We start from the raw sequence: 21,890 nt of genomic DNA, 5'->3' as shown, positions 1-21,890 counted from the left end.
TTGCTGCTTCCCCCGGCCGCACGCACCCGCTATTTCGCAGACAGCATCCACCCATCGCCGGGTGCGCTTGTCCAGTGTGCGCAGCAGTGGCCGTGCTCCGTCCCCGACCGTTCCGCTGCAGCCTCCGCGTCTTCCGCGGCTTGCCTGTCCGGAACGGTGAGGACCTGCCCGCCTGCGCAATACCAGCGAAGCTCCCGGCCCCTACTTGAAGATCCGGAGACCACCATGACGTCCAAGAAACACCACTCGAATCCTCTGACCGCGCCGGCGCAGACCGTGCCGGTCCTATCCGCGCCGGCACCGGGGGCACCGCTGGAGGCAACGGTGAACATGGCTCCCGCGGCGGCGGCCAAGCTGACCGGCGAGAGTCCGGAAAGGACCGCCGCCTCCTTGGCCGCAGAAAGCGCCCTGCCCGGATGGCAGAGCTTGGGCAAGGACCACAAACCCACGCATGCCAACGGCAAGCAGGGCCGAAGGGAGAAAAAAGTGCGCTGGTAGAGCGCCGGCGCAGCCGCAAAACTGCCGCCAATAAGTGCCGCCAATAACTGGCACAGGGACCCGGGCTTCCAGTCCGGGTCCCTGTGCAAGCCGGTCCGGCGGTGCCATCATTGACAGCCACAGCCACAGCCACAGCCACAGCCACAGCCACAGCCACAGCGGACCGAAGAGGCTCACATGCTGCTCAACAGGAAAACCGCCGTCATCTACGGCGGAGGAGGAGCGGTCGGGGGAGCGGTGGCCCGTGCCTTCGCCCGCGAGGGGGCCCGTGTCTACCTGGCCGGCCGCAGTCCGGAGAAGCTGGAGGCCGTGGCACGGGAGATCCGCGCCGACGGCGGGCTGGCAGAGACGGCGCTGCTGGACGCCACCAACGCGCAGGCCGTGGATGCGCATGCCAAGGATGTGGCGGCAGCCTCCGGGAGCCTGGACATCTCGATGAACGTGATCCAGCACGGCGATGTCCAGGGTTCGCCGATGGTGGACATGTACGTGGAGGATTATCTGCGCCCGGTATCCACCGCGGTGCAGTCCATGTTCCTGACAGCCAGGGCAGCCGCCAGGCATATGATGCGGCAGCGGTCAGGCGTGATCCTGGCGTTCGGGGGCTCCGGCGACACGACGCCGGGAAACTACTACGGCGGGCTCATCACTGCGTTCGAAGCCATTGAGGCGATGCGGCGGCAACTGGCCGTCGAGCTCGGTGAATACGGCATCCGCGTGGTCACGCTGCGCAGCGGCGGCATTCCGGAATCCCTGCCGGCGGACCTGGACGGCCGCGAGGATATAACCAACAGCATTGTCGAAGCCACGCTGCTGCGGCGGGCAGCAACACTGGAAGAGGTGGGTTATGCGGCAGCGTTCGCGGCCTCGGACAAGGCGGCCAGCATGACAGCCGCTACCTTGAACATCAGCGCCGGAGCCTTGATGGACCGCTAGCCGTGTTCGCCGGGCCGGAGCTGCCAGAGCCGGTACTCGTCAGCATGGACCAGCGCCCGCTTTCCGGCGGCGGTGCGGATCCAGACGGCGCCGATCCCCGGAGCGACATCCTGCACCCGGCCGCGGTGGTGGACAACGCTGAGGATCATGGCCTCAATTTCATCGCCCCGCTGAAGGTCGTTGAGATTCCGAACCCGAACGCGGCGGTGATTTGGCGGCAGTGTCACGGGAGCCTCCTGGACGCAGGCGGGGAAAGTTCCACTGATTTGAATTGCAGTACTTAAGCGTGGACCGATTCCGTTAACGGAATATTTCCACCGGGAAACCGAAGGATGAAATCTTTCGGTTACGCAGGGATCTTCCAGATGGTGAAATCCTCGACGCTGACGGCGGTCCGGGTTCCGGCGTCGTCCTCGCGGATCCAGACGGTGCCCAGACCCGGTGCGGTGTCGCGGACTTCTCCGCGGTAATACACTTCGCTTCCGCTGCGGACCTCGATGTGGTCCCCGCGGCGGATGGCGCGGATGTTTCGGACCCGCTTGGCGCGGGCAGGCTTGGAACGTGTGGGTGTGCTGGGCGTGCTGACAGCTGGCACGGGCTCTCTTTCGCTTGACTAGTTATGTCAACTAACCCGGCAGCAGAATTATTCCGGTCCTCAGCGAGGGCTTTTTCAACGGTGTCCCTGACGCCCTGATTTCCACCGCGTACGATCAAGGACATGGATATCGTGGACTTCCTGCTGACCCGCTTCCAGGACGATGCCGCGGAGTCCCGCAAGCTCCTGACGGCCCGAGGTGTTTCCCCTTCCGACCGCTGGTATGAGGAGCGGCTGCTGCGCGAATGCGAGGCCAAGCTAATGCTGATCGAGATTATTGGCGGTGCCAGACGCAACGCCCTCGCCCGGATGGTCATGGATCCGGACGGCCAGGGGAAGCAGTTCGCGGACGAGCTGGAATGGACAACCCTGGCGCTGGCGGCCATGGCTGCTGCCTACCAGGACCATCCGGATTATCAGGATGTCTGGCGGCTCACCGAAAAGCGGAGCTGACCCCGGCCAGAGGCTCCGGAGTGGGCGCCGGGGCATCCGAAGCCTTAGATTGATTGTCATGACTTCACCGAACTCCACAGACCTTCCGGCCGAAAGCAGCACGCTGCTGCGTGAGCTCGCAGCCCAGCACCGCGTTGTCACCACCTTCAAGGGATGGGACGGAACGCCCCGCGAGGTGTCGGATGAAACCCTGCGCAGGGTGCTCTCCGCGCTTGGAGTCGGAGTGGAGTCCGAGGAAGAGTTGGCGGCGTCCCTGGCTGGCGGGCGGCTGGCACCGTGGCGACAGACTCTGCCCGGCGCCGTCGTCGTTCGCGAACACAGGAGCCACTCCGTCGCCGTGCACACCCCCGCGCGGAAGGAAAACCGCGTCTGGATAACGTTGGAAGACGGGAACCGCCGGGAGATCGAGTGGCCGGCGGTTCCCAGCGAGGAACTGGATGTCGACGGAACCCGGATCGTCCGCACCATGGTGCTGCTGCCCGACGACCTGCCGCTGGGGTGGCACCGACTGGAGGTTGAGGGCGGCGGCGGTCAGGCCGAAACTGTCCTGGTCGTCACGCCGGAACGCCTGACGACGACGGCGGAGCTCTCCCGCCGCCGCGCCTGGGGGCTGATGGCGCAGCTGTACTCGGTGCGGTCCTCCCGGTCCTGGGGGATCGGCGACCTCAACGACCTGGCGGATCTGGCCGCGCTCTCCGGAGCCGACCATGGTGCCGGGTTCATCCTGATCAACCCGCTGCACGCCGCCGAACCCGTGCCGCCGCTGGAGCCGTCACCGTATCTGCCGGCCACGCGGCGCTTTTTCAATCCGCTCTATATCCGGGTGGAAGACATACCGGAGTACGGCTACCTTCCCGGCGAGGCCAGGGCAAAGGTCGAGGACGCGGCACGTACCCTGGGCGCGGCGAACCTGTCGGCGGAGCAGCTGGACCGGAACTCCACCTATGCGGCCAAGCTGGCAGCGCTGGAAGACATTTTCGCGGTGCCGCGCAGTTTTGCCCGGGAAAAGCAGTTTGAACAGTTCTGTGCCCTGGAAGGCCAGGGGTTGGAAAACTTCGCCCTGTGGTGCGCGCTGACGGAAACGCTGCCGGCCGGAGCTCCGGAATGGGAGCGGATCACCGGACCCGACAGCCCCTACGTGCAGGAACACGGTGCCGAGCTTGCTGCCCGCGGACAGTTCTACAAATGGCTGCAGTGGATCTGCGATCAGCAGCTCGAAAACGTCCAGTCAGTTGCCCGCCGCGCCGGCATGGCCATCGGCGTCGTCCATGACCTCGCCGTTGGCGTGCATCCGGCCGGAGCCGACGCCTGGATGCTGCGTCCGGTCCTGGCGCCCGGCGTGTCCGTGGGCGCACCGCCGGACATGTTCAACCAGCAGGGCCAGGACTGGAGCCAGCCCCCGTGGCATCCGCAGCGGCTGGCCGACGCCGGTTACCTGCCGTATCGGGACATGCTGCGCACGGTGCTGCGGCATGCCGGCGGCATCCGCGTCGACCACATCCTCGGACTGTTCCGGCAGTGGTGGATTCCGTCCGGATCTTCTCCGGGCGACGGCGCTTATGTGCACTTTGACCACGAAGCCCTGATCGGAATCCTGGCGCTCGAAGCCGAACGCGCCGGCGCCGTCGTCATCGGCGAGGACCTGGGGGTGTTCGAGCCCTGGGTGCAGGAATACCTCGGGGAGCGCGGCGTGCTGGGTACGTCCATCCTGTGGTTCGAACAGACGGAGACCGGTCCGCGCCTGCCGGAGGAGTACCGGCAGGGGGCACTGACCACCGTGAACACCCATGACCTGCCGCCTGCCGCAGGCTACCTGGCCGGGGAACACGTGGACCTCCGCGCGTCCCTGGGCCTGCTGAGCCGCCCGGTGGAGGAGGAGCGGGAGCTCGACGCCGCGGCTCAGGAAGCCCTGCTGTCCCTGGTGCGCACCCGGGGGCTGCTGGCGGATACGGGTGCCGTCGGCGCCGAGAAGATACAGCAGACCGTCGAGGCGCTGCATTCCTTTATCCTGCAGACGCCGTCGGTGCTCCTCGGGGTGTCCCTGACCGACGCGGTGGGGGAGCGGCAAACCCAAAACCAGCCCGGCACGGGGGACGAATATCCCAACTGGCGCATCCCCCTGTGCGGACCGGACGGGCAGGCCATCCTGCTCGATGACCTGCCGTCCAACGACCGCTTCAACTCCTTGGCGAACCTGATGCAGCGGTCGATCTAGGACTCCAGCTTCATGGCCTTGCGCAGGGTCAGCGCGCCTCCGCTCTGCATGACGGCGCGGCGGTAGATGTTTTCGCTGAACCGCAGCAGGGCGTAGGCCGCGGCCAGGGCAATGCCGAGGGACAGGAAGGTTTCCCACAGCGGAATCTCGCTGTTCAGCATCCGGATGGGCATGGCGACGGAGGAAACCACCGGAACGAAGGAGGCGATGACCAGCAGCTGTCCCTCGGCGAACATGCCGGCAAACAGTGCCGCAAAGATGACGCCGAGGACCGGTGTGGAGCTGTTGTTCAGGTCTTCGCTGCGGCTGGCCATGGCACCCAGCATGGCCCAGGCGGATGCCAGGATCATGAACCCGGCGAGGAAGAACACCAGGAACCAGCCGGAGGCCGGAATGATCATTCCCACCATGTCCGCGGTGTCCGTGAAGTTCAGCGCCAGCAGGGCAGCCCCGCCGTACAGCGCCAGCTGGACCATGGCCAGGACGGTATTGCCCGCCACCTTGCCGTAGAGCAGCTGCCGGATGGGAATGGCGGTGGCGAGGATTTCCACGACCCGGTTCTGCTTTTCCTCCAGGACCGAGCTGGCGATGGCCATGCCGAAAATGATGGCCGACATGTAGAACAGGAAGCTGAAGGCAAAGCCGACGATGGTGGCCAGCAGGGCGTTGTCGGCATCGCCGTCCAGCAGTTCGTCCTCCAGTTCGCTTCCGGCCAGCAGCTCCGTGCCGGTCATTCCAGCCGCTTCGGCGTTGTCATTAATAACGGTGATCCGCAGAGCTTCAGCGACCGATGAGCGCAGTCCGCTGTCGATTTCCTCGTCGCCCACCAGTGTCCAGGTGCCGTCGGAGTCCTGCAGCAGCGCGGCGTCGGCCTCCCCGTCGCTGACCAGGTTCCGTGCAGCCTCGGGGGAGTCGGCAGTAACCGCCTCAAATTCGGTGCTGCCGTCAGCGGAGGCACTTTGGCCGGCGGTGTCCACCACCGACGCTCCGGACCCTGCGGTCACGGCCACGGTGTAGTCGGTGCCGCGGTTGGCCATGTAGGCGTTGAACACCACGGCACCCACGATCAGCACAAGGGTGACCACAGTGGAAATCAGGTAGCTGCGGTCGCGGGCCTTCACCATAACCTCGCGCAGGGTGACGATGGCCCAGGGGGGAGTGTTGTCCTCCGCCGGTTCCGGCCGTTGAGGCGCCGAGGAATCAGGGCGGCGGGTCTCGGTGGTGCTCATGCTGATACCTCCCGGTAAATTTCGCTGAGTGACGGCCTCAACGGCGTGAATTCTTCAACCGTGCCGCGGGCCAGGGCGGCGCCGAGCACGCGCTGGGCGGTGGTGTCGCCGTCGAACTCGAGCACTGCCGTGGGTCCGGCTACGTCAATAACCTCCAGGCCGGGCTCGTCCCGCAGCCAACCGGCATCCGGGGAAATGGTGATGCGGTGCCGGCGGGGCGCTTCGGCGCGCAGCTGCTCGCTGGATCCGGAGGCCATGACCTTTCCGGCCTTGAGCACCACCAGGTTGTCGCAGAGCCGGTCCACGAGGTCCAGCTGATGACTGGAAAACAGGACGGGGACACCTTCGCGGGTACGCTCGCGCAGCAACTCCACCATGGAATCGACCGCGGCAGGGTCAAGCCCGGAGAACGGCTCGTCCAGGATCAGCACGCTGGGCCGGTGCAGCAGCGACGCGGCGATCTGCACCCGCTGCTGGTTGCCCAGGGACAGCGACTCCAGCTTGTCCTTGTGCCTGTCGGCCAGAGTGAACCGTTCCAGCAGATCCATGGCTTCGGTGCGGGCGGCAGCTGAGCTCATCCGGTGGAGCTGGCCGAGGTAGACCAGCTGGTCCAGGATGGGCTGCTTGGGATAGAGCCCCCGTTCTTCGGGCATATAGCCGAAGCGGGACCGGTCAGCGGCGGTCACGGGGGAGCCGTCGAGGAGCACCTCGCCCCCGGTGGCCGTCAGCACCCCCATGATCATGCGCATGGTGGTGGTCTTTCCGGCGCCGTTGCCGCCCACAAATCCGGTCATTTGGCCGGACGGGACGTCGAACGTGACGCTGTCCACCGCCGTCTTGTCCCCGAATTTCCGGGTGAGGTCTTGAACCTGCAGCATGGGGGCTGCTCCTTTCCCGGCAGGCCGGGCGTCGTCAGGGGTAACTTCTCCCTCGACTTTAGTTCCGGCCGCGGCTGCTGGGATCGGCCGGACGGGTGAAGACCTGGAGTCAGCGGTGCCGGTCGCCGGGCATTTCAGCAGCGGTCTCCCCCGGAAGGATGAGGCCGGATTCGTAGGCGAACACCACGGCCTGCACCCGGTCGCGGACCTGGATTTTGGCGAGCAGGTTGGAAACATGCGTCTTGACCGTTGCCTCGGCCACGAACATGCGGGAAGCGATCTCGGCGTTGCTGCATCCGGCGGCCACATTTACCAGGACTTCGCGCTCCCGGGACGTCAGGGATTCCAGGAGCTTGCGGTGGTGAGCGGAAAGGGGAGCCGGTGTCCCGGCGGCCGCGGGCGCCTGTTCGGACCCCAGCTGGCGGGCGAACCGCTCGATGACACGGACCGTGACTTCCGGTGCAAGCAAGGCATGGCCGCTGGCCACGGCGTGCACCGCCGCCACCAGGTCATCCGGGTCGGCGTTCTTCAGCAGGAAGCCGCTGGCACCGGAGCGGATGGCATCAAAGAGGTAGTCGTCGCGTTCAAACGTGGTCAGGATGATCACCTTGGCCAGACCGGCCTGCACCACCTCCTCAGTGGCCCTGATTCCGTCCAGCACCGGCATCTGCACATCCATCAGGATTACGTCCACGGGGTAGGCCGCGGCGAAGTCCACTGCCTCGCGGCCGTTGGCCACCTGCCCCACAACCTCGACGTCATCTTCCACCGAAAGCATCATGGCGAAGCCCGCACGCACCAACGCCTGATCATCCGCCAGCAGGACCCGGATCGGTTCCATAACGTGCGTTCACACCCTTTCGTCGGGGAAAGCCCCCCTGGCCGCAGGGGCTGTACCGCCTGCGGAAATTACGGTACCGCTAAAGCGGCCGGAGCGGGGTTCAGCGAATCGGAACCCGGACCCGCACCCGCCAGCCGCCGCCGGTCCGCGGTCCGATTTCGGCGGTTCCGCCGTGCAGGGCTGCCCGTTCCCGGATTCCCCGCAACCCGAAGCCGGAGCCGGAGGCCGCACCGGAACGCGGCCTGCCGTCGTCGACCGTTTCCACTTCCAGCCAGCGGGCGTCGCCGGACGAGCCGGTGCGCAGGGCGACGACGGCGGCGCCGGCGGTGGAATGCCGGCGCACGTTCGCCAGGGATTCCTGCACCGTGCGGTAGATCGACAGCGACAGCGGGGCGGACACCGAGTCCAGCGCGCCCGGAAGATCTTCGACCCGGGAAAAGGACACTTTGAGCCCGTTGGCGCGATGCTCGGCGACCAGCCCGTCCAGCTCCGCCAGGCCGGGCTCGGGCCGGCGGTGGATGCCGCCGTCGTTCGCGGGTTCCCCCTCGTCGGATGCGCGCAGCACCCCCAGCAGCGAACGCATTTCATCCACCGCCTCGCGGCTTGATTCCTCAATGGTCTGCAGGGCTGCGGCAGTGGTTTCGGGCTTCTTCGCCAGTACCCGGCGCGCAGCCCCGGCGTGGACGCCGATCACGGCGATGTGGTGCGCGACGACGTCGTGCAGTTCCCTCGCGATCCGCAGCCGCTCGTTGACCACGGCCTGGTGGGCCAGCACAGCGGACTGGATCTTGAGCTGCTCGGCCTGCTGGGAGAGCTGCTCGCGCTGGAGGGCGCTGCGCCAGGAGGTGCGGCCGAACAGAATCGCCCCGCCGAAGTAGGCGGCGTTGAGCAGGACGGTGTAGACCGCATACGAAACCATCGGCGACATCAGGCCGTCGTGGCTGTCGTTCTGCTCCTGGATTTCCTGAAGGAAGGCGTCGTAGGACTGCGAGACGGTGAAGGTAAGCAGCAGCCACAGGGCCATCGCCGCTATCACCAGCACCAGGGCAAGGTTCAGCAGGCGGCGGTTCCGCGACCACGCCACCGCGGCGTAGATCGCGGCGAAGTAGGCCGCCTGGAAGCCAAGCTGGGCGCCGAGGCCCGGCATGTACATGCTTAGGCCCAAGAAGAGGCCCGATGCCACGAGCAGCACGGTGATCGGAAAACGGCGCCTCACTGCCAGCGGCAGCACCATCAGCGCCATCACCAGATGCTGCACCCAGAAGGGGCGGTCATCGCCGCTCATGGCACCGAAGCCGCGGCTGCTCTCCAGCGCCACGGCGCTGATCAGTAAGACGAGGGCGGCGCCGAGCACATCCCGCCGCAGCTGCTCCCGCGTCGGGCCTGGGCGCTCCCAGTCCTCACCGGTTTGCCAGGGCAGCCGGGGAACTCGGGGAACCCGGGGAGTTGGGCGCGGCCGGCGGCGGGCCCCGGAACTGCTCCGGATGCCGGCGTGGGAGGCCGGGGAATCGATCATGGTGCCAGTCTAGGAGTCCGAGCGCTCCGGGAACTCCGCCGCAGGGATGAACGCCGTCCTGCGCGGAGCTCATCGGTCTGCGGCTTCGGCCTCGTAATCGTAGTGCTTGCTGTGGACGCCGTAATCAGGGTCCAGCTTGGAGCGGATCATCCGGTGCTCCACCGGATTCTCCACGCACGGGCTGCTGATGATCACATCAACGACCCGGTGGCCGTCGAGTTCCGCATGCCGGTAGCGCACCAGCGCCCGCAAATCGTTTTTCGTGTAGTTGATGACATGGACATCGCCGTTGCTGTCCGCGTCCTTCCGCAACTCGTCCTGCAGTGCCCACCCTTCCCCGCTCAGATGGGCGGCGAGGGCGTCCACTGCCGCCTGGGCCGGTGCATGGTCGGCATACCGCCCCAGTGCCCAGGCCTGCGCGCTCGTCATCGCGTTTGGATGCTCGTCCTGCACCGAGTCGAGGCAGGAGGCTTCCCGGAGCGATGCGACCTCGATCGGTGACCCTTCTCCTGCCTCTGCCAGGAGTTCGGGGAAGAGAGCTTCCAGCTCCGGCACGATGTCAGCGGCCGGCCGGCCTGCCGGGTCCGGGGTTTCGGAAAAGGGGTTCAAGGCGCAGCCTCCCAGGGCGAAAGTCAGCAGTGCCAGGGCGGCAAACCGGGGCAGCGCCGCAGAAAGGGGATTCCGCATCATCGTTCGGTACTTTCAATCGGAACAGAGGGCATACGGTCTCCCGCATAGTCCTCGGGCGTCTTCTCCAACGGACTGTACGGCCACAAGCCGCCCTCGTCCACGTACATTTCATCCGGAACGTACGGGTAAACGTTCCCGCCGTAGACGACTTGCCACATGTTTTGCATGGCAGTGGACTGCGGATGGAAATACTGTTCATGGCCCGAGACCAGCTCACCGCCCGAATCATGATTGATGAACCCGGAGTCCAGCCGGGTCACATCCATCTGTTCGGGGTCGCCGCCCTGGGACGCCCCGCTCAGGAGCAGAGCCGTTGAGATGGGATCATCCCGGGCCTGGATCCAGAACCGGTGGGCTTCCCGGTTCTGGGTGTCGCCGATGCTGCCGACGTCGTTTCCGACACCGGACGGCGCCAAATAGATGATGTTCGTGGAATCGAGGCCCTCCCGTTCGCCGGTCCCCACGAGTGCTGCTCCGGCGCTGTACCCGATGCTGGTGGTCCGAGTGCCGGCGGTCAGCTCGAGATCGACGGCGGCGTCGAAACCCGCCAGCAGGGGGCCGCCTGCCTCGTTGTACCGGGCGGAGGCGTTGTGCTTCACCTCATCCGGCAGATCCGTTCCCTGCCAGTAGAAGGAGAGATCCTGGGGGCCGCTGTCCTTCATCAGCTGGTTGAGCCGCAGCGAGTAGTCTTCCAGACTCGACAAGTCGGCGCCCGTTCCGGGCACCAGGATCGTACTGGTTTTGGTGGCGGGGGAGGGTGTTCCGTTCATGGTGACAACCCGGCCGTCTCCGTCCAAGCTCACCATCACTACCTGGACTCCGGCCAAGGCGGCGTGGTCCAGCCCCTCCTTCTTCCGGTTGAGCTCATCCCAGACGGAGCGCGCCGCGGAGTAGAGGGCCTGTTCGCCCGGGTTCGGCGCGAAGTTCTCCTTCTGAGGTTCACCACCCATGCCCGCCAGCTGCCTGGCCACTTCTTCCCGGTAGCCGGCAACGGTGACAATGTTGGCCACTGCCCGCTGGGCCAGGGGGACGCCGTTCATGTTTCCGAAGAGGGAGGGATACAGCAGCAGCAGCCTCCGTTGTTCGAGCGGATCCAGGGTCAGCCACTGCGTTCGGATGACGGTGATCCCTTCCGGCGCCAGGTCGGCGGCCAGGCTCCCCCGCGGCCGCTTATAGCCTCCGCCGCTGGCCAAACCCATGACGAATTCCGCGGTCTTTGATGCGGGCGTGTGGGGAAGTTTATTGCGCGCCAGGATCAGCGCCGCTTCCGGGTTGACCATGGACCACTCACGAAGCTCGTCGTCGGTGAGGGAGAGGATCGAGTCGACCACGGCCTCCGGATCGAGTTCCCCGAGGTCATCGAGGGTGGAGGTCAGCCCAACCCAGTCCGGAGCGGGCAGCACCGGCCCGCCGAGAGCGGCGATGACCTGCAGGGTTTCTCCGGTGCCGCCGGATATGCCGGCCAGGTCCGAGCTGACGGTTTCCAGCAGCCGCGTCCAATTCTGCTGCAGCGTCTGGACGCGCAGGTTGAAGGCGGTCCCGTCGCGGGCTGCGGCAGCGAGCAGCTCATCGTCGCCGGAGGCGTCAGCAGCCGCGGCTGACGTGCGCAGGCCGACCCCTTCCCCGGCCAGGATGTTGGCCTCCCGCTGCAGGGGCGGTCCCTGCGCTGCGAAATCTTCGAGCACAGTGCAGCCCGCCGAGAGTGCTATTGCCCAATCCATGAGCGGGTCACGAAGGTCGAGCAACGCGGAGTACACCCTGTCCTGGGTGGAGGTTTCCCGGTAGGCCTGCTGCAGTCCGTCCCACGTGGCCGAGACCGCGTCAAACAGGCTGACGGCGTTCGAGGCCCGGTCCCTCATGGTGGCTGCTGCCGCAGTGAGAACAGCCCAGGGGACATTGATATCGGGGAGCGCCTCGAGGTAAAACAAGGCGCTACTCCACCGGAGTTTCGGGCCGGGGGCGGCTAACCGGCGGTGCATAACCGGTGTGGATTTCCGCCAGGGAACGGAGCGCGGTGCTGCTCATCTCGCCGTCAGCTTCCACGAATGCCTGGGCGGCCTCCGCAACGGCGTCAGCCTTACGGAACACCAGGCTGGCCACCCGCTGGCCCAGGTCATCCCGCGGTGCCCAGAAAACCCCGAAGGCCTCGGCCACTCCTTCAGCCGTGCCGAACTGGCCGGCCGCCTCGTCGCCGCCGGCCCGCGCCTCATTTGCCGCCTGGTGCAGCGCGGTGCCGTCCACTGCAACCGCCATGAGCACCGCTTGGAGCGCAGATACGTCAATGTCGTACATGAAACCACCACCCCTGTTTCTGCGATCACTATAAGTGCGTTCCCCGGCATCAGGGACAGGGCCGAATTAAACCTGTGGACAACTGGCCCGGGCCTGCGCGGAGGACCCCGGAAGGTGTCGGTCGGGCTGTTGCAGGTGGGGCGGGAGCAACCGGCGGTGTGCTGGCGGGAAAGGAATGGTTTACTGCGTAGGTAGCAAGTTGGCACGAAGGCGGCCGGGCATCGGCGCGGATGACAGGACACAGAGCATGTTTGTTGAAGAAGCAAAGGCGATCCTCCCTGAATTGGTGGCGCTGCGGCGTGCCCTGCACCGGGAGCCCGAGACCGGGCTGGATCTGCCCAGCACCCAGGAGAAAATCCTGGCTGCGCTGGAGGGACTGAACCTGGAGATCACGTTGGGCGTCAAGGCGACGTCGGTGGTCGCCGTGCTCCGCGGCGCCGAGCCGGGGCCTGCCGTGCTGCTGCGCGGAGACATGGATGCCCTCCCGGTGGCAGAACTGACCGACCTGGAGTATGCCTCCACCAACGGCAACATGCACGCCTGCGGACACGACCTGCACGTGGCCGGACTCGTGGGGGCGGCCAAACTGCTTCACGCCCAGCAGGAGGACCTCTCCGGCAGCGTCATCTTCATGTTCCAGCCCGGGGAGGAAGGCCACGACGGCGCGAGTCTCATGCTGGACGAAGGAGTGCTCGACGCCGCGGGGGAGCGCCCCGTTGCTGCGTACGGGATCCATGTGCGGCCCGGTCCGCTCGGTGTTTTCCGCACCCGGCCGGGCACGCTGATGGCGGGGGCGAACGAACTGCGCATCACCGTGAAGGGATCCGGCGGCCACAGCTCGCAGCCGCAGACCGCCGTCGACCCCGTTCCGGCCCTGACCGAAATCGCCACGGCGCTGCAGACCATGGCCACCCGCAGGTTCTCCGTCTTTGACCCGATTGTCCTAACCGTCACTCAGCTCGAAGCGGGCGACGCCATCAACGTCATTCCGGACACTGCCAAGTTGGGGGCCTCGGTCCGCACGCTGTCCGACGAGTCGCTGGACCGCGTGATCGTGGAATCCACGACGCTCGCCGAGGGCATCGCCGCCGCGCACGGATGCAGTGTGGAAGTGCACTTCACCGTGCGCTATCCGGTGACGCGCAACGATGCCGGCCGGACACGGGAGGCCATCTCCGGGCTGCGCGAGATATTCGGTGAGGACCGGGTGCTGGAGTCCCGCGATCCGCTCATGGGCTCGGAAGACTTCTCCCTGATCCTCAACGAGGTTCCCGGCACGTTTATTTTCCTGGGAGCCACACCGCCGTCGCTGGACCCGGAAACCGTCGCCTGGAACCACTCCCCGCGGGTGCTTTTTGACGATTCGGTGCTGGGCGACCAGGCTGCCGCACTGGCCCAGCTGGCGTATAACCGGCTGACGTAGCAGCAGGCGTAGGCTCGGGCCATGGCTATTTCACACCTGATCACGGCCGCTGCCGAACCTGCTCCGCCCACCTCGAAGCCCCGGCGCCTGGGGGCCATTGCGCTCGGTTCGTTCCTGGCCTTCGCCGGGACCTCCCACCTGACCTTCGCCCGGGAGGAATTCCAGGCCCAGGTCCCGGGCTGGGTGCCGATGGACGACGACGCCGTCGTGCTGCTCTCCGGTGTTGAGGAGCTCAGCCTCGGTGCGGCGCTGATCCTGCTGCGCAGGCGCCGGGTGCCGGTGGGCCTGGCCGTGGCGGCGTTTTTCGTGGCGATTTCCCCCGGAAACATCTCCCAGTACGTGACGCACACCGATGCATTCGGGCTCGATACTGACCGGGCCCGGCTGGTGCGGCTGTTGTTCCAGCCGCTGCTGGTGCTTTGGGCGCTGTGGTCCACCGGGGCCTGGAAGGCGCTGCGGGCCGCGCTGAAGAAGGGCTAGCTGCGGGCCTTTTCCTTCGCTTTCCGGCGTTTCTCCCGACGGCGTGTACGCCTTGCACGGCGCTTTGCAGCCTCCCGCTCCTCCACCTCGAATTGGGCAGCCTCCCAATCCCGGTACCACCGGGGCAGCAGCACGGGGCGGAGGAACCGGGGCAGGAAGTAGATTTGGATGAACACTACCAGCGCGCAGGAAACAGCGGCTGGCTGCACGAGATACCCTGTCACCCCGGCGTCCATACCCAGCACCTCCAGCGCGAGGTGGATGTCCACAACGGTCATCGGCAGGCCGGCCCAAAACACCATAAACCCAAACCGGGAGTGCTTCGCCGTCGAAGGGTAGCTCGATGGACCAACCCAGTCTGTCCAACGCCCGGTGTAGGCCAGAATGCCTCCCGCCAGCAGGACCGGACCGAGGCATACGATCAGGGCGCCAAACAGAATGACGACAAACTGCGGTGGCGAGTCCATGGACGGTTACTCTAGGGGATCGCACTACAGACAACGGCATTTGCCCACGGCGCGCGGAGGCGTTCGCCGTCGGGCCTAGCCGCCGTTGGACTGGCGGATCCCGGTGCCCAGCGCTTCGAAGGAGTAGACGAATCCGCCGTCGGGCCCGCTGACCGTCATGTAGGCCTCGGAGGTGCCGGGCTTGATGGCCACATTGGTTGCGGAAGTCAGGCCCTCGGCGTCGTCCGCCGGCACCGAGACTGTGGACAGCAGTTCGCCCTGCGGGCTGTAGACGTAGATGCTGGGCTGCCCGTGGAACGCCTGGTAGATGTTTCCGCTCTCATCCACGGCGTTGGAGTCGATCTGGCTCTTGCCGCCATTGACCTGGACGCCGGGGTGGGACGTTTCCACGCGGGTCTTGTCCTCGCTGAGGCCCAGGTAGTCGATGCGGTTTTCCGAGTACTGGCTGACCCACAGGGCCTTGAAATCCTCAGTGAACGAGATTCCGTTGGGGGCAGGGAGGTCCCTGGCCAGGACCGTTGGCTGCGCGGTGTCCTTGTCGATCCGCACGATCCTGCCCTGGACCTCCGACGCCGGGCCGTCATGGCCGGTGGTGTCGCTGACGAAGAGGTGTCCTGCCTCGTCAAAGGCCAGATCGTCGAGTTTCGTGGAGGTGCCCTCCACATCGCCGCTGAAGAAGGTCTTCGGATCGGTGCCCTCAGCCGTGATGCTCTCGATCTTTCCGCCGACAAAGTCGGTCAGGTACAGCAGTCCGTCCTGCGGGCTGAACTGGGCCGAGGTGAAGGCGCTGGTTTCGTTGGTGTAGATTCCTTCGACCGTCTGCCCGTCGACGTCGACCTTCAGGACTTTCGGATCCCCCGGAGGCGCGGTGACGTCGACGACGAAAAGGCCGCCGTCGGGCCCGAACGTCGGTCCTTCGATCAGTGTCATGCCCGTTTCGGGGTGGACCTCGCTGACCTGGACGACCTTTTCGGCGGTCCGTTCGGCGCGCTGGCTGGGACCTGCCGTCGTGCTGTCGGTGTCCGGGGAGGTGCTTCCCGTGTCCAGGCCGGAACATCCGACGAGGGCGCCGATCATTCCGAGCGCTGCCATTCCGCGCCAGATGGCGGCGGGTTGCTTTGTGCGCTGTGACATCCTGGCGTTCTGTGACATTCAAGGCTCCGTTGCGGGTGGGGGTCCTCGGGTGGCCGAACGCCGCGCAGTGCTTTGCAGACCGGGGACAGCGGCCGCCCAAAGTGCTTAGGATCATCCTAATCTTTTTGCCGGGTCGGCCCGTAATTGGTGGGGCTGGCGGGATGCTGTCCGGAGCTCGGCGCTTTTGCCGGCTACCCCGCACGGATTCCCACTCTTTGATACCTGCCGGGGCTGCTGCGGCCCCATCAGTCACAGGAATAACGAAGAGTGGGAACGCGTGCCGGGAAGCGGACGTCATCCCCGACGAAACCTGCCCCTGCAACTATGAATTCCCAACGAAATCACAGAAGTGCTTGAGCTGGGGTTTCGTTTGAATCCCCGGCCCGGGGATGACTTCGTTGGCATCGAAGTCTTGTTCTTGCGACGGCCTGCCGTGCTGGGGAAACCGGACGGAATCCCTAGGCGGTATATCCGCATGCTGCTGACTGGAGCGTTTATCCCGGATCGAAAGAGTGGCATCAGGAGGGGATGTCACTAACGGTTACTGACTGCTCATTCCCATGGGACTTCGATTAGTTCGGTGCAGCAGAAAGTTGCGCGGTTTCCATGAAAATTCTGATCAGAGGGTTATCGGACTGCCTTCCAAGATTCCGGCAATCCCGTCTCGGTTTGTAGGGCAGGATAAAGGCTAGGCATTGGTTCTGCTGGCGCGATAGCTGTGCACCTTAATTTGGGGACGGCTTCAGCTCCGCATCCAACGCTTATCCGCCGTCCAGAACAGGGAAAACAGTTAATGTTGCAACATCGAGCAAATGGCGAACCACAGAAGGCAGCCCAGCCGGAACGTCAGCAAACCGGTTCAGCTGAGGTGGCAGGTGACATCGACTCACCGGCAGTATCGGCAGCAGGTCCTGCCGCACCACCCTCCGCGGCGGCAGGGTACGGCCAAAGCCAGCCTCCTCCGCCTGCTTCTCCCGGACAAACCGTTCATCCACCTGCCTCAGGCGCCGACTGGCGACCGGCGGAGGCGTCTTCGCGCGCAAGCCGGAAGCACCTGGTCTACGGGGCAGTCGGCCTCGGCTTTGGCCTGATCGCAGGAATCGGGCTGGGACAGATCAACATTCCCTTCTCCTCCAACGCTATTGAAGAGGCGGCTGAGTCCTGCAGCGTCACGGACACGTATGGCATCGACATCGGTGACAACGGACAGTCAATCTCCATGAGCAGTGAAGGAGAAGACTCCACCGGCGCCGACTATGCCGATATCTCCTGTCTTCTTGCTGAGATGGACATTCCGGACAGTGTGGAAAGCCGGATCGGGACCACCCGAGCGCTGGACGGACGCCAGAGCGCGGACTGGGACGAATTCACTGCATCCTGGGGTTATCACCCCGACAGCGGGCTGAACATCGTCGTCGAAATTACGGATTAGGAGCCTCGTCATGAAACCCCTTGAACAGGAAACAGACCTCGGTCGGTTCCCCGAAAACTCTGCTGTTGCCGCCGACACAAACGGGCCTCCCGGGCCTCCGGGGCCCCCTAAGTCTTCCGGGCCGAGGGCTCCTCGGACCGTGTCCGACCGCCCGAGCAAGCGAAAGGGCAAGGGCTGGGCGTTGGCGTTGACCTGTGTCGTGTTGCTTGGAGGCGGTGGTTTGGCGGGAGCGGCGCTGGTCGATCCGACCGGCAGCGATGAATATGTCGCATTGGAAGCTTCGACGAAGTCCCTTGAGACCGAACTGACAGAGATTGAAGCCGACTACGAGGTGCTTCAAGAAGACTACGACGTCATGGCGGACGGTATTAGGGCGCGGGAAGTCGACGTCGAGAAACGCGAAACTGCAGTGGCGACTTCCGAAGAGAAAGTGAAGGCTGCCGAAGCTACGGTCAAGGCTCGCGAAGATGCGGTCACCGGGGCAGAAAAGACTAAAGCTGCCAACACCGTCGGCGACGGCACCTGGGTAGTGGGACAAGATATTGCCCCGGGAACTTACCGTGCTTCACAGCCTGTCGGGTCCAGCTGCTACTGGGGTGTCTACCGCAGCGGATCCAACGGTGCAGACATCCTTGAGAACGACATTCCAGGAGGAGGGCATCCCGTCGTCACGCTGGCTGAAGGCCAAGACTTTAAGTCGGCGCGCTGCGGGACATGGGAAAAGCAGTAACCACTCCTGTTCGTTTGACCGGAGACCTCCGGGCGAAGGGTCAGACCATGGTCGCGTTCCCGGCGGAATCAAGGCCGGGCCGGACGCCGAACAACATCTGCTCGCGAAACTGCACCTGAAACAGAGGGCGACGGCGGCGCCTCCCGAAAGGGAAGCGCCGCCTTTTTTGGAAGCCCGGTCAACGACGGCCGGACCAATTCACTGGACCTCACGCCCCTGGAGAGGGCGACAGGCGCTTCTTTCCGGCGTGCAGCGGTTCCCCTGATCCGGCCGATGTCGCCTGCGGACTCGATACCGGCCGAAGGGGTGATCAACCCGCCCGACCAGGATCCGCGGGATGTCATGTTACCGACCTAAGTTACCGACCAGTAATATGGCGTGCATGCATCTACTCCTTCGCACGCTTCTGGTCCTCTTCCGCTCCCGCCGGCGCTCTGCATTGGGCTTTTTTGATACGTCATCGCTGCCGATGCGGGTGCTGCCCACTGACATCGACATCGCGATGCACCTGAACAACGGCATGTACCTGTCGCTGATGGACCTGGGCCGCTTCGACCTCATGGTTCGAAGCGGCTTCTGGGCCGCAATGCGCCGCAAGGGATGGAGCCCGGTGGTGGGAAACGAGACCATCAGCTTCCGCAAATCCCTGGAACTGGGCCAGCGCTACACGATCGAAACCAAGGTCATCGGATTCGACGACCGCGCCACTTACCTGGAGCAGCGGATGGTGGCCGACGGCGAAATCTACGCGCGTGCCTACATCGCCGCGCGCTTCGTGTCCAAGCAGGGGCCGGTCAGCAACGAGGACATCTTCAAGGCCGCCGGCGTGCTGCCGCCGGCCGATCTGGAAGTGCCGGAGTGGATCCGGCAGTGGCGGGAAGACGGTGCGCTCCCGAGCACCCGCCGGCCGGCGCCCCACACCTGGAACTGAGTCCTTCCCGCGGTGCCCGGGCCAGAACCGGGCGCACGCATACCGCTCGTCCGACCGGCGGCGTACATTGGCGCGCATGACTCTCTCCCTCAACATTTTCCTGAGCCTGGATGGCGTGATGCAGGGCCCGGGCGCCGCGGACGAGGACCGGTCCGGCGGCTTTGAACGCGGCGGATGGCTGGTGCCGCACATGGATGTGGGCGTGGGCCGGACGGTCACCGGCTGGTTCGCCCGGGGTGACTCGCTGCTCCTCGGGCGGAGCACCTACGAGATGATGCAGCCGTACTGGGAAGGGGTGACCGACCCGGAGGATGCAGTGGCCTACGCCCTCAACCACCTGCCCAAATATCTGGTCTCCTCCACCCTGACCAACCCGACCTGGAACAACACGCGGGTGCTTCAGGGGAACCCGCTGGCGGCCGTCGCGGCGCTGCGCGCGCACCGAGGCGAAATCCAGGTCCACGGCAGCCACCAGCTGGCCCGGACGCTGCACGACGCAGGCCTGGTCGATGAGTATCGGCTGCTGGTGTTTCCCGTCGTGGTCGGATCGGGCAAGCGGCTCTTTGAAACCGGAGCCACGCCTTCGGGCTTCCATCTCCTCGAATCGGAAACCCTGAACAGCGGCGCCCTGCATCTTCGGCTCAGGCCCATACCCTTCGGCAGCGGTGATTTCGAGGCCCGGACCGGGGCCTAAGACCAGCACCAAACCAAAGGGCGGAGCCGCGAGATGCGGCTCCGCCCTTTCGGTGGAACGTGCTGGGCTGTTCGCTAGGGCTGGGACCGGCGCGAGCGCCCGCCGGCCAGCATGACCAGCGGCACCATCAGCAGAAGCAGTGGGATGAGCACGGCCAGGACCTTCGGGGACGTGGCAATCTCGCCGGGGGTCATGGCGGAGGCGCTGGCCCTCATGGTCTCCGCGCCTTCGGAGATTTCCCCGTTGCCGCCGTCGAGCGTTTCACTGCCTTCGGCCAGTTCCTTGTTGCCTTCGGCCAGATCTGCGGCGCCTTCCTTCAGATCACCCGTTCCTGTGGTCAGCGTCTTGCCGCCGTCGTCGAGCTTCACGACGCCGTCGGAAAGGCTGCCGCTGCCGGTAACCAGCTTGCCGGTGCCGTCGGCGAGAGTCACTGTGCCGTCGTAGATCTTGGCGTTGCCCTCGGCGAGGGTGTAGGCGCCGGTTTCCAGGGTGGCCAGTCCGGTGGTCAGGCTGCCGGCTCCGGTGGCGAGCTTGCCGTTGCCTTCGGCGAGGGTGTGGGCGCCGGTTTCCAGGGTGGAGAGACCGGTGGTCAGGCTGCCGGCTCCGGTGGCGAGCTTGCCGTTGCCTTCGGCGAGGGTGTGGGCGCCGGTTTCCAGGGTGGCCAGTCCGGTGGTCAGGCTGCCGGCTCCGGTGGCGAGCTTGCCGTTGCCTTCGGCGAGGGTGTGGGCGCCGGTTTCCAGGGTGGCCAGTCCGGTGGTCAGGCTGCCGGCCCCGGCAGCGAGCTGAAGGTTGCCTTCGGCGAGGGCACCGGCGCCGATTTCGAGTTGAACCAGGCCGGTGTTGAGTGCCGCAGCGCCTGTGGAAAGATCCCCGGCGCCGACGTGGAGCGCTTTCACACCCTCAGCTGCGGTTGCAGCACCGGTTGCCAGGGCAGGAGCCTTGCTGTTGAGAACTTCCAATCCTGCCGAGACGGCATCGGTTCCGTACAACAGGCCGGGGTTGGCTGTGGTTCCATTGCCCTGCAGCCCGAGGTCGATGCCGGCCACCAGGCGTTCCAATCCTTCAAGTTTGTCCGCGGCCAGGCGCATGCCGTCCGCCTGCTCCTTGCCAATCAACGGCTCAAGCTGGGCAGCCCCCGCTCGAAGCTCGGCCGCGCCCTGGGAGACTCCCTGCGGGCTGTAGGGGCTCAGATCGGCCCTGATCTGCTGGGCAACCGTATAGGTCTGGCCCTCCTGGACGGTGTTGATCCCGCCGTTGATCTGCAGGACGCCGCCGTTGACCGCTGCTGCGGCAGGAGCAAGCTTGGCGATGCCATCGACGGCGTCTTTGGCACCGGCGGCCAGCTCGGCTGAGCCTCCAACCAGAGGTTCCATCTTGGAGTGCAGATCGGAGGCGCCGGCAGCAAGCGCGTCCGATCCCTCCCGCACGGTGGTGGCGCCGACGGCAAGGCTCTTGGAGCCTTCGGCTGCGCTGGTGGCGCCGGTGGCCAGCTGCTGCGCGCCGGTGTTGGCGCTGGTGGCGCCGGCGGCAAGCTTGTCGGCTCCGGTGGAGGCGCTGGTGGCGCCGGTGGCCAGCTGCTGCGCGCCGGTGTTGGCGCTGGTGGCGCCGGCGGCAAGGCTCTTGGAGCCTTCGGCTGCGCTGGTAGCTCCGGTGGCCAGCTGCTGCGCGCCGGTGTTGGCACTGGTGGCGCCGGCGGCAAGCTTGTCGGCTCCGGCGAAGGCGCTAATGGCGCCGGTGGCCAGCTGCTGCGCGCCGGTGTTGGCACTGGTGGTGCCGGTGGCGAGCTTGTTGGCGCCGGCGTTTGCGGCTTCAGCGCCGATGAGGAGTTTAACCGCACCCTCATCCAGGCTCGTCGCGCCGTCCTTGAGTGTGGCGGCGCCGGTCTTGGCCGAGGTGATGCCCTTGGCCAGGGTGTTCGCCCCGGCGTCGACCTTCTCGCTCCCGGCGGCAACCTTGTCCGCGCCGTCATGGGCCTTGGCGGCTCCCTCTTTCAGGTCGCCGGCACCGGTGGATGCCCGCTCGGCGCCTTCGCTGAGCTGGGCGGCTCCGGTGGCAACCCGGCTGGTGAACAGCACGAAGAAGGCCAGGAGGAGGATCAGGAACAGGGCCAGCAGTGCTGTCAGAAGTGCATGCGGGCGGGAAGTTGCCCGCCCGGACGGAGAACTCGTCATTGAAATTCCTTTATGTGGGTCAGAACCGGTCCCGTGACCGGGTGGGCCGCGAGGGGTGCCGGTGGGCTCCCGCTCTCAGTGCTGCCGGACCGAAAGCGCCTCTGCTCTGATGACGAATTCCCCCGACAAAAGTGTGATGTCTGTTACATCTAACTTACTGACCGGTAACAAAGCAAGGATTTTCGGGAAGAAGTTACCCGCGGGTAAGTTGCAGTCCCCATAAAAATCAGATAAAGCCATCGGCGTGTCAGGCCGGTTGCGGCAGCGTCGTGGTGAATGCTGGCG

Annotated in this window: 22 protein-coding genes; 10 read left to right on the top strand and 12 right to left on the bottom strand. The window is 65.8% G+C overall.

What is annotated here, in order from left to right; genetic code table 11:
* The first annotated feature begins 225 nt into the window (after positions 1-225).
* Both QNO08_RS15755 and QNO08_RS15750 read left to right on the top strand, forming a co-directional pair.
* A complete protein-coding gene (locus tag QNO08_RS15755; protein ID WP_229966222.1) occupies positions 226-498 on the top strand; it encodes a hypothetical protein in 273 nt (90 codons plus the stop codon).
* Between the two features lie 177 nt (positions 499-675).
* Complete coding sequence (locus QNO08_RS15750) at positions 676-1,434, top strand: SDR family NAD(P)-dependent oxidoreductase (RefSeq protein WP_229966221.1); 759 nt, start codon at positions 676-678, stop codon at positions 1,432-1,434.
* On the opposite strand, the gene QNO08_RS15745 is transcribed toward QNO08_RS15750, so the two are convergent.
* Positions 1,431-1,661 carry a hypothetical protein gene (locus QNO08_RS15745; RefSeq protein ID WP_229966220.1) on the bottom strand — a complete coding sequence of 77 codons (231 nt, stop codon included), beginning with the start codon at positions 1,659-1,661 and terminating at the stop codon, positions 1,431-1,433. The two genes, QNO08_RS15750 and QNO08_RS15745, sit on opposite strands and share 4 nt — an antisense overlap.
* A 119-nt stretch (positions 1,662-1,780) precedes the next feature.
* A complete protein-coding gene (locus QNO08_RS15740) occupies positions 1,781-2,029 on the bottom strand; it encodes a hypothetical protein (RefSeq protein WP_229966219.1) in 249 nt (82 codons plus the stop codon).
* 123 nt (positions 2,030-2,152) lie between these two features.
* Here QNO08_RS15740 and QNO08_RS15735 point away from each other — a divergent pair, with 123 nt between their 5' ends.
* Positions 2,153-2,482, top strand: a complete 330-nt coding sequence (locus tag QNO08_RS15735) for a DUF6221 family protein (RefSeq protein WP_229966218.1) — start codon at positions 2,153-2,155, stop codon at positions 2,480-2,482.
* 58 nt (positions 2,483-2,540) lie between these two features.
* Entirely contained in the window at positions 2,541-4,697 is a 2,157-nt protein-coding gene (malQ, locus tag QNO08_RS15730) for a 4-alpha-glucanotransferase (protein WP_229966217.1), read from the top strand.
* Here the strand turns inward: malQ and QNO08_RS15725 are convergent.
* The 7 genes from QNO08_RS15725 to QNO08_RS15695 form a co-directional block, all read right to left on the bottom strand.
* Positions 4,694-5,926 (bottom strand): ABC transporter permease, encoded by a 1,233-nt coding sequence (locus QNO08_RS15725; protein ID WP_229966216.1) that lies wholly within the window; start codon positions 5,924-5,926, stop codon positions 4,694-4,696. The genes malQ and QNO08_RS15725 overlap by 4 nt on opposite strands.
* Positions 5,923-6,804: an ABC transporter ATP-binding protein gene (locus QNO08_RS15720; protein ID WP_229966215.1), complete on the bottom strand. Its 882-nt coding sequence runs from the start codon at positions 6,802-6,804 to the stop codon at positions 5,923-5,925. Before QNO08_RS15720 ends, QNO08_RS15725 begins: the two co-directional genes overlap by 4 nt.
* Positions 6,805-6,913: 109 nt before the next feature.
* Positions 6,914-7,645, bottom strand: a complete 732-nt coding sequence (locus tag QNO08_RS15715; protein WP_229966214.1) for a response regulator transcription factor — start codon at positions 7,643-7,645, stop codon at positions 6,914-6,916.
* Between the two features lie 100 nt (positions 7,646-7,745).
* Complete coding sequence (locus tag QNO08_RS15710) at positions 7,746-9,161, bottom strand: sensor histidine kinase (RefSeq protein WP_229966213.1); 1,416 nt, start codon at positions 9,159-9,161, stop codon at positions 7,746-7,748.
* 69 nt (positions 9,162-9,230) lie between these two features.
* Positions 9,231-9,851: a hypothetical protein gene (locus QNO08_RS15705; RefSeq protein ID WP_284155612.1), complete on the bottom strand. Its 621-nt coding sequence runs from the start codon at positions 9,849-9,851 to the stop codon at positions 9,231-9,233.
* Positions 9,848-11,779 (bottom strand): hypothetical protein, encoded by a 1,932-nt coding sequence (locus QNO08_RS15700; RefSeq protein ID WP_229966211.1) that lies wholly within the window; start codon positions 11,777-11,779, stop codon positions 9,848-9,850. Before QNO08_RS15700 ends, QNO08_RS15705 begins: the two co-directional genes overlap by 4 nt.
* A gap of 4 nt (positions 11,780-11,783) precedes the next feature.
* On the bottom strand, positions 11,784-12,143 hold the full coding sequence (locus QNO08_RS15695) for a DUF6507 family protein (RefSeq protein ID WP_229966210.1): 360 nt from the start codon (positions 12,141-12,143) through the stop codon (positions 11,784-11,786).
* Positions 12,144-12,390: 247 nt separating this feature from the next.
* Between QNO08_RS15695 and QNO08_RS15690 the strand changes: the two genes are divergently transcribed.
* Positions 12,391-13,566, top strand: coding sequence for a M20 metallopeptidase family protein (locus tag QNO08_RS15690; protein WP_229966209.1), 1,176 nt, complete (start codon positions 12,391-12,393; stop codon positions 13,564-13,566).
* Positions 13,567-13,587: 21 nt separating this feature from the next.
* The gene (locus tag QNO08_RS15685; RefSeq protein ID WP_229966208.1) at positions 13,588-14,046 is read left to right on the top strand and encodes a DoxX family protein; all 459 of its coding nucleotides are present in this window, start codon (positions 13,588-13,590) and stop codon (positions 14,044-14,046) included.
* Here the strand turns inward: QNO08_RS15685 and QNO08_RS15680 are convergent.
* Together QNO08_RS15680 and QNO08_RS15675 are read right to left on the bottom strand one after the other, a co-directional pair.
* On the bottom strand, positions 14,043-14,513 hold the full coding sequence (locus QNO08_RS15680) for a hypothetical protein (RefSeq protein ID WP_229966207.1): 471 nt from the start codon (positions 14,511-14,513) through the stop codon (positions 14,043-14,045). The genes QNO08_RS15685 and QNO08_RS15680 overlap by 4 nt on opposite strands.
* Before the next feature lie 75 nt (positions 14,514-14,588).
* Positions 14,589-15,647 carry an SMP-30/gluconolactonase/LRE family protein gene (locus tag QNO08_RS15675; RefSeq protein WP_229966206.1) on the bottom strand — a complete coding sequence of 353 codons (1,059 nt, stop codon included), beginning with the start codon at positions 15,645-15,647 and terminating at the stop codon, positions 14,589-14,591.
* Positions 15,648-16,515: 868 nt separating this feature from the next.
* Here QNO08_RS15675 and QNO08_RS15670 point away from each other — a divergent pair.
* The 4 genes from QNO08_RS15670 (at position 16,516) to QNO08_RS15655 (ending at position 19,434) form a co-directional block, all read left to right on the top strand.
* Complete coding sequence (locus QNO08_RS15670) at positions 16,516-17,079, top strand: hypothetical protein (RefSeq protein WP_284155611.1); 564 nt, start codon at positions 16,516-16,518, stop codon at positions 17,077-17,079.
* 139 nt (positions 17,080-17,218) lie between these two features.
* Positions 17,219-17,809 (top strand): Rv1352/Rv1906c domain-containing protein, encoded by a 591-nt coding sequence (locus QNO08_RS15665; protein ID WP_229966204.1) that lies wholly within the window; start codon positions 17,219-17,221, stop codon positions 17,807-17,809.
* A 382-nt stretch (positions 17,810-18,191) separates the two neighbouring features.
* Complete coding sequence (locus QNO08_RS15660; protein WP_229966203.1) at positions 18,192-18,740, top strand: acyl-CoA thioesterase; 549 nt, start codon at positions 18,192-18,194, stop codon at positions 18,738-18,740.
* A gap of 76 nt (positions 18,741-18,816) precedes the next feature.
* On the top strand, positions 18,817-19,434 hold the full coding sequence (locus QNO08_RS15655) for a dihydrofolate reductase family protein (RefSeq protein WP_229966202.1): 618 nt from the start codon (positions 18,817-18,819) through the stop codon (positions 19,432-19,434).
* A 74-nt stretch (positions 19,435-19,508) separates the two neighbouring features.
* Here QNO08_RS15655 and QNO08_RS15650 read toward each other — a convergent pair whose 3' ends face one another.
* Positions 19,509-21,605 carry a YhgE/Pip domain-containing protein gene (locus tag QNO08_RS15650; protein WP_269439193.1) on the bottom strand — a complete coding sequence of 699 codons (2,097 nt, stop codon included), beginning with the start codon at positions 21,603-21,605 and terminating at the stop codon, positions 19,509-19,511.
* Positions 21,606-21,890: the final 285 nt, after the last annotated feature.

Source organism: Arthrobacter sp. zg-Y820 (genome assembly GCF_030142155.1).
Classification (GTDB): domain Bacteria; phylum Actinomycetota; class Actinomycetes; order Actinomycetales; family Micrococcaceae; genus Arthrobacter_B.
Note: the sequence above shows the minus strand (reverse complement) of the source record. Positions and strands in the feature narration are given on the sequence as shown.

Bases quoted from the DNA above. Each gene is read 5' to 3' on its own strand.
- QNO08_RS15685 (WP_229966208.1), top strand. From the start codon at position 13,588: ATGGCTATTTCACACCTGATCACGGCCGCTGCCGAACCTGCTCCGCCC.
- QNO08_RS15705 (WP_284155612.1), bottom strand. From the start codon at position 9,851: ATGATGCGGAATCCCCTTTCTGCGGCGCTGCCCCGGTTTGCCGCCCTG.
- QNO08_RS15720 (WP_229966215.1), bottom strand. From the start codon at position 6,804: ATGCTGCAGGTTCAAGACCTCACCCGGAAATTCGGGGACAAGACGGCG.
- QNO08_RS15655 (WP_229966202.1), top strand. From the start codon at position 18,817: ATGACTCTCTCCCTCAACATTTTCCTGAGCCTGGATGGCGTGATGCAG.
- QNO08_RS15750 (WP_229966221.1), top strand. From the start codon at position 676: ATGCTGCTCAACAGGAAAACCGCCGTCATCTACGGCGGAGGAGGAGCG.
- QNO08_RS15755 (WP_229966222.1), top strand. From the start codon at position 226: ATGACGTCCAAGAAACACCACTCGAATCCTCTGACCGCGCCGGCGCAG.
- QNO08_RS15725 (WP_229966216.1), bottom strand. From the start codon at position 5,926: ATGAGCACCACCGAGACCCGCCGCCCTGATTCCTCGGCGCCTCAACGG.
- QNO08_RS15680 (WP_229966207.1), bottom strand. From the start codon at position 14,513: ATGGACTCGCCACCGCAGTTTGTCGTCATTCTGTTTGGCGCCCTGATC.
- QNO08_RS15695 (WP_229966210.1), bottom strand. From the start codon at position 12,143: ATGTACGACATTGACGTATCTGCGCTCCAAGCGGTGCTCATGGCGGTT.
- QNO08_RS15660 (WP_229966203.1), top strand. From the start codon at position 18,192: ATGCATCTACTCCTTCGCACGCTTCTGGTCCTCTTCCGCTCCCGCCGG.
- QNO08_RS15710 (WP_229966213.1), bottom strand. From the start codon at position 9,161: ATGATCGATTCCCCGGCCTCCCACGCCGGCATCCGGAGCAGTTCCGGG.
- QNO08_RS15735 (WP_229966218.1), top strand. From the start codon at position 2,153: ATGGATATCGTGGACTTCCTGCTGACCCGCTTCCAGGACGATGCCGCG.
- malQ (WP_229966217.1), top strand. From the start codon at position 2,541: ATGACTTCACCGAACTCCACAGACCTTCCGGCCGAAAGCAGCACGCTG.
- QNO08_RS15690 (WP_229966209.1), top strand. From the start codon at position 12,391: ATGTTTGTTGAAGAAGCAAAGGCGATCCTCCCTGAATTGGTGGCGCTG.
- QNO08_RS15675 (WP_229966206.1), bottom strand. From the start codon at position 15,647: ATGTCACAGCGCACAAAGCAACCCGCCGCCATCTGGCGCGGAATGGCA.
- QNO08_RS15715 (WP_229966214.1), bottom strand. From the start codon at position 7,645: ATGGAACCGATCCGGGTCCTGCTGGCGGATGATCAGGCGTTGGTGCGT.
- QNO08_RS15650 (WP_269439193.1), bottom strand. From the start codon at position 21,605: ATGACGAGTTCTCCGTCCGGGCGGGCAACTTCCCGCCCGCATGCACTT.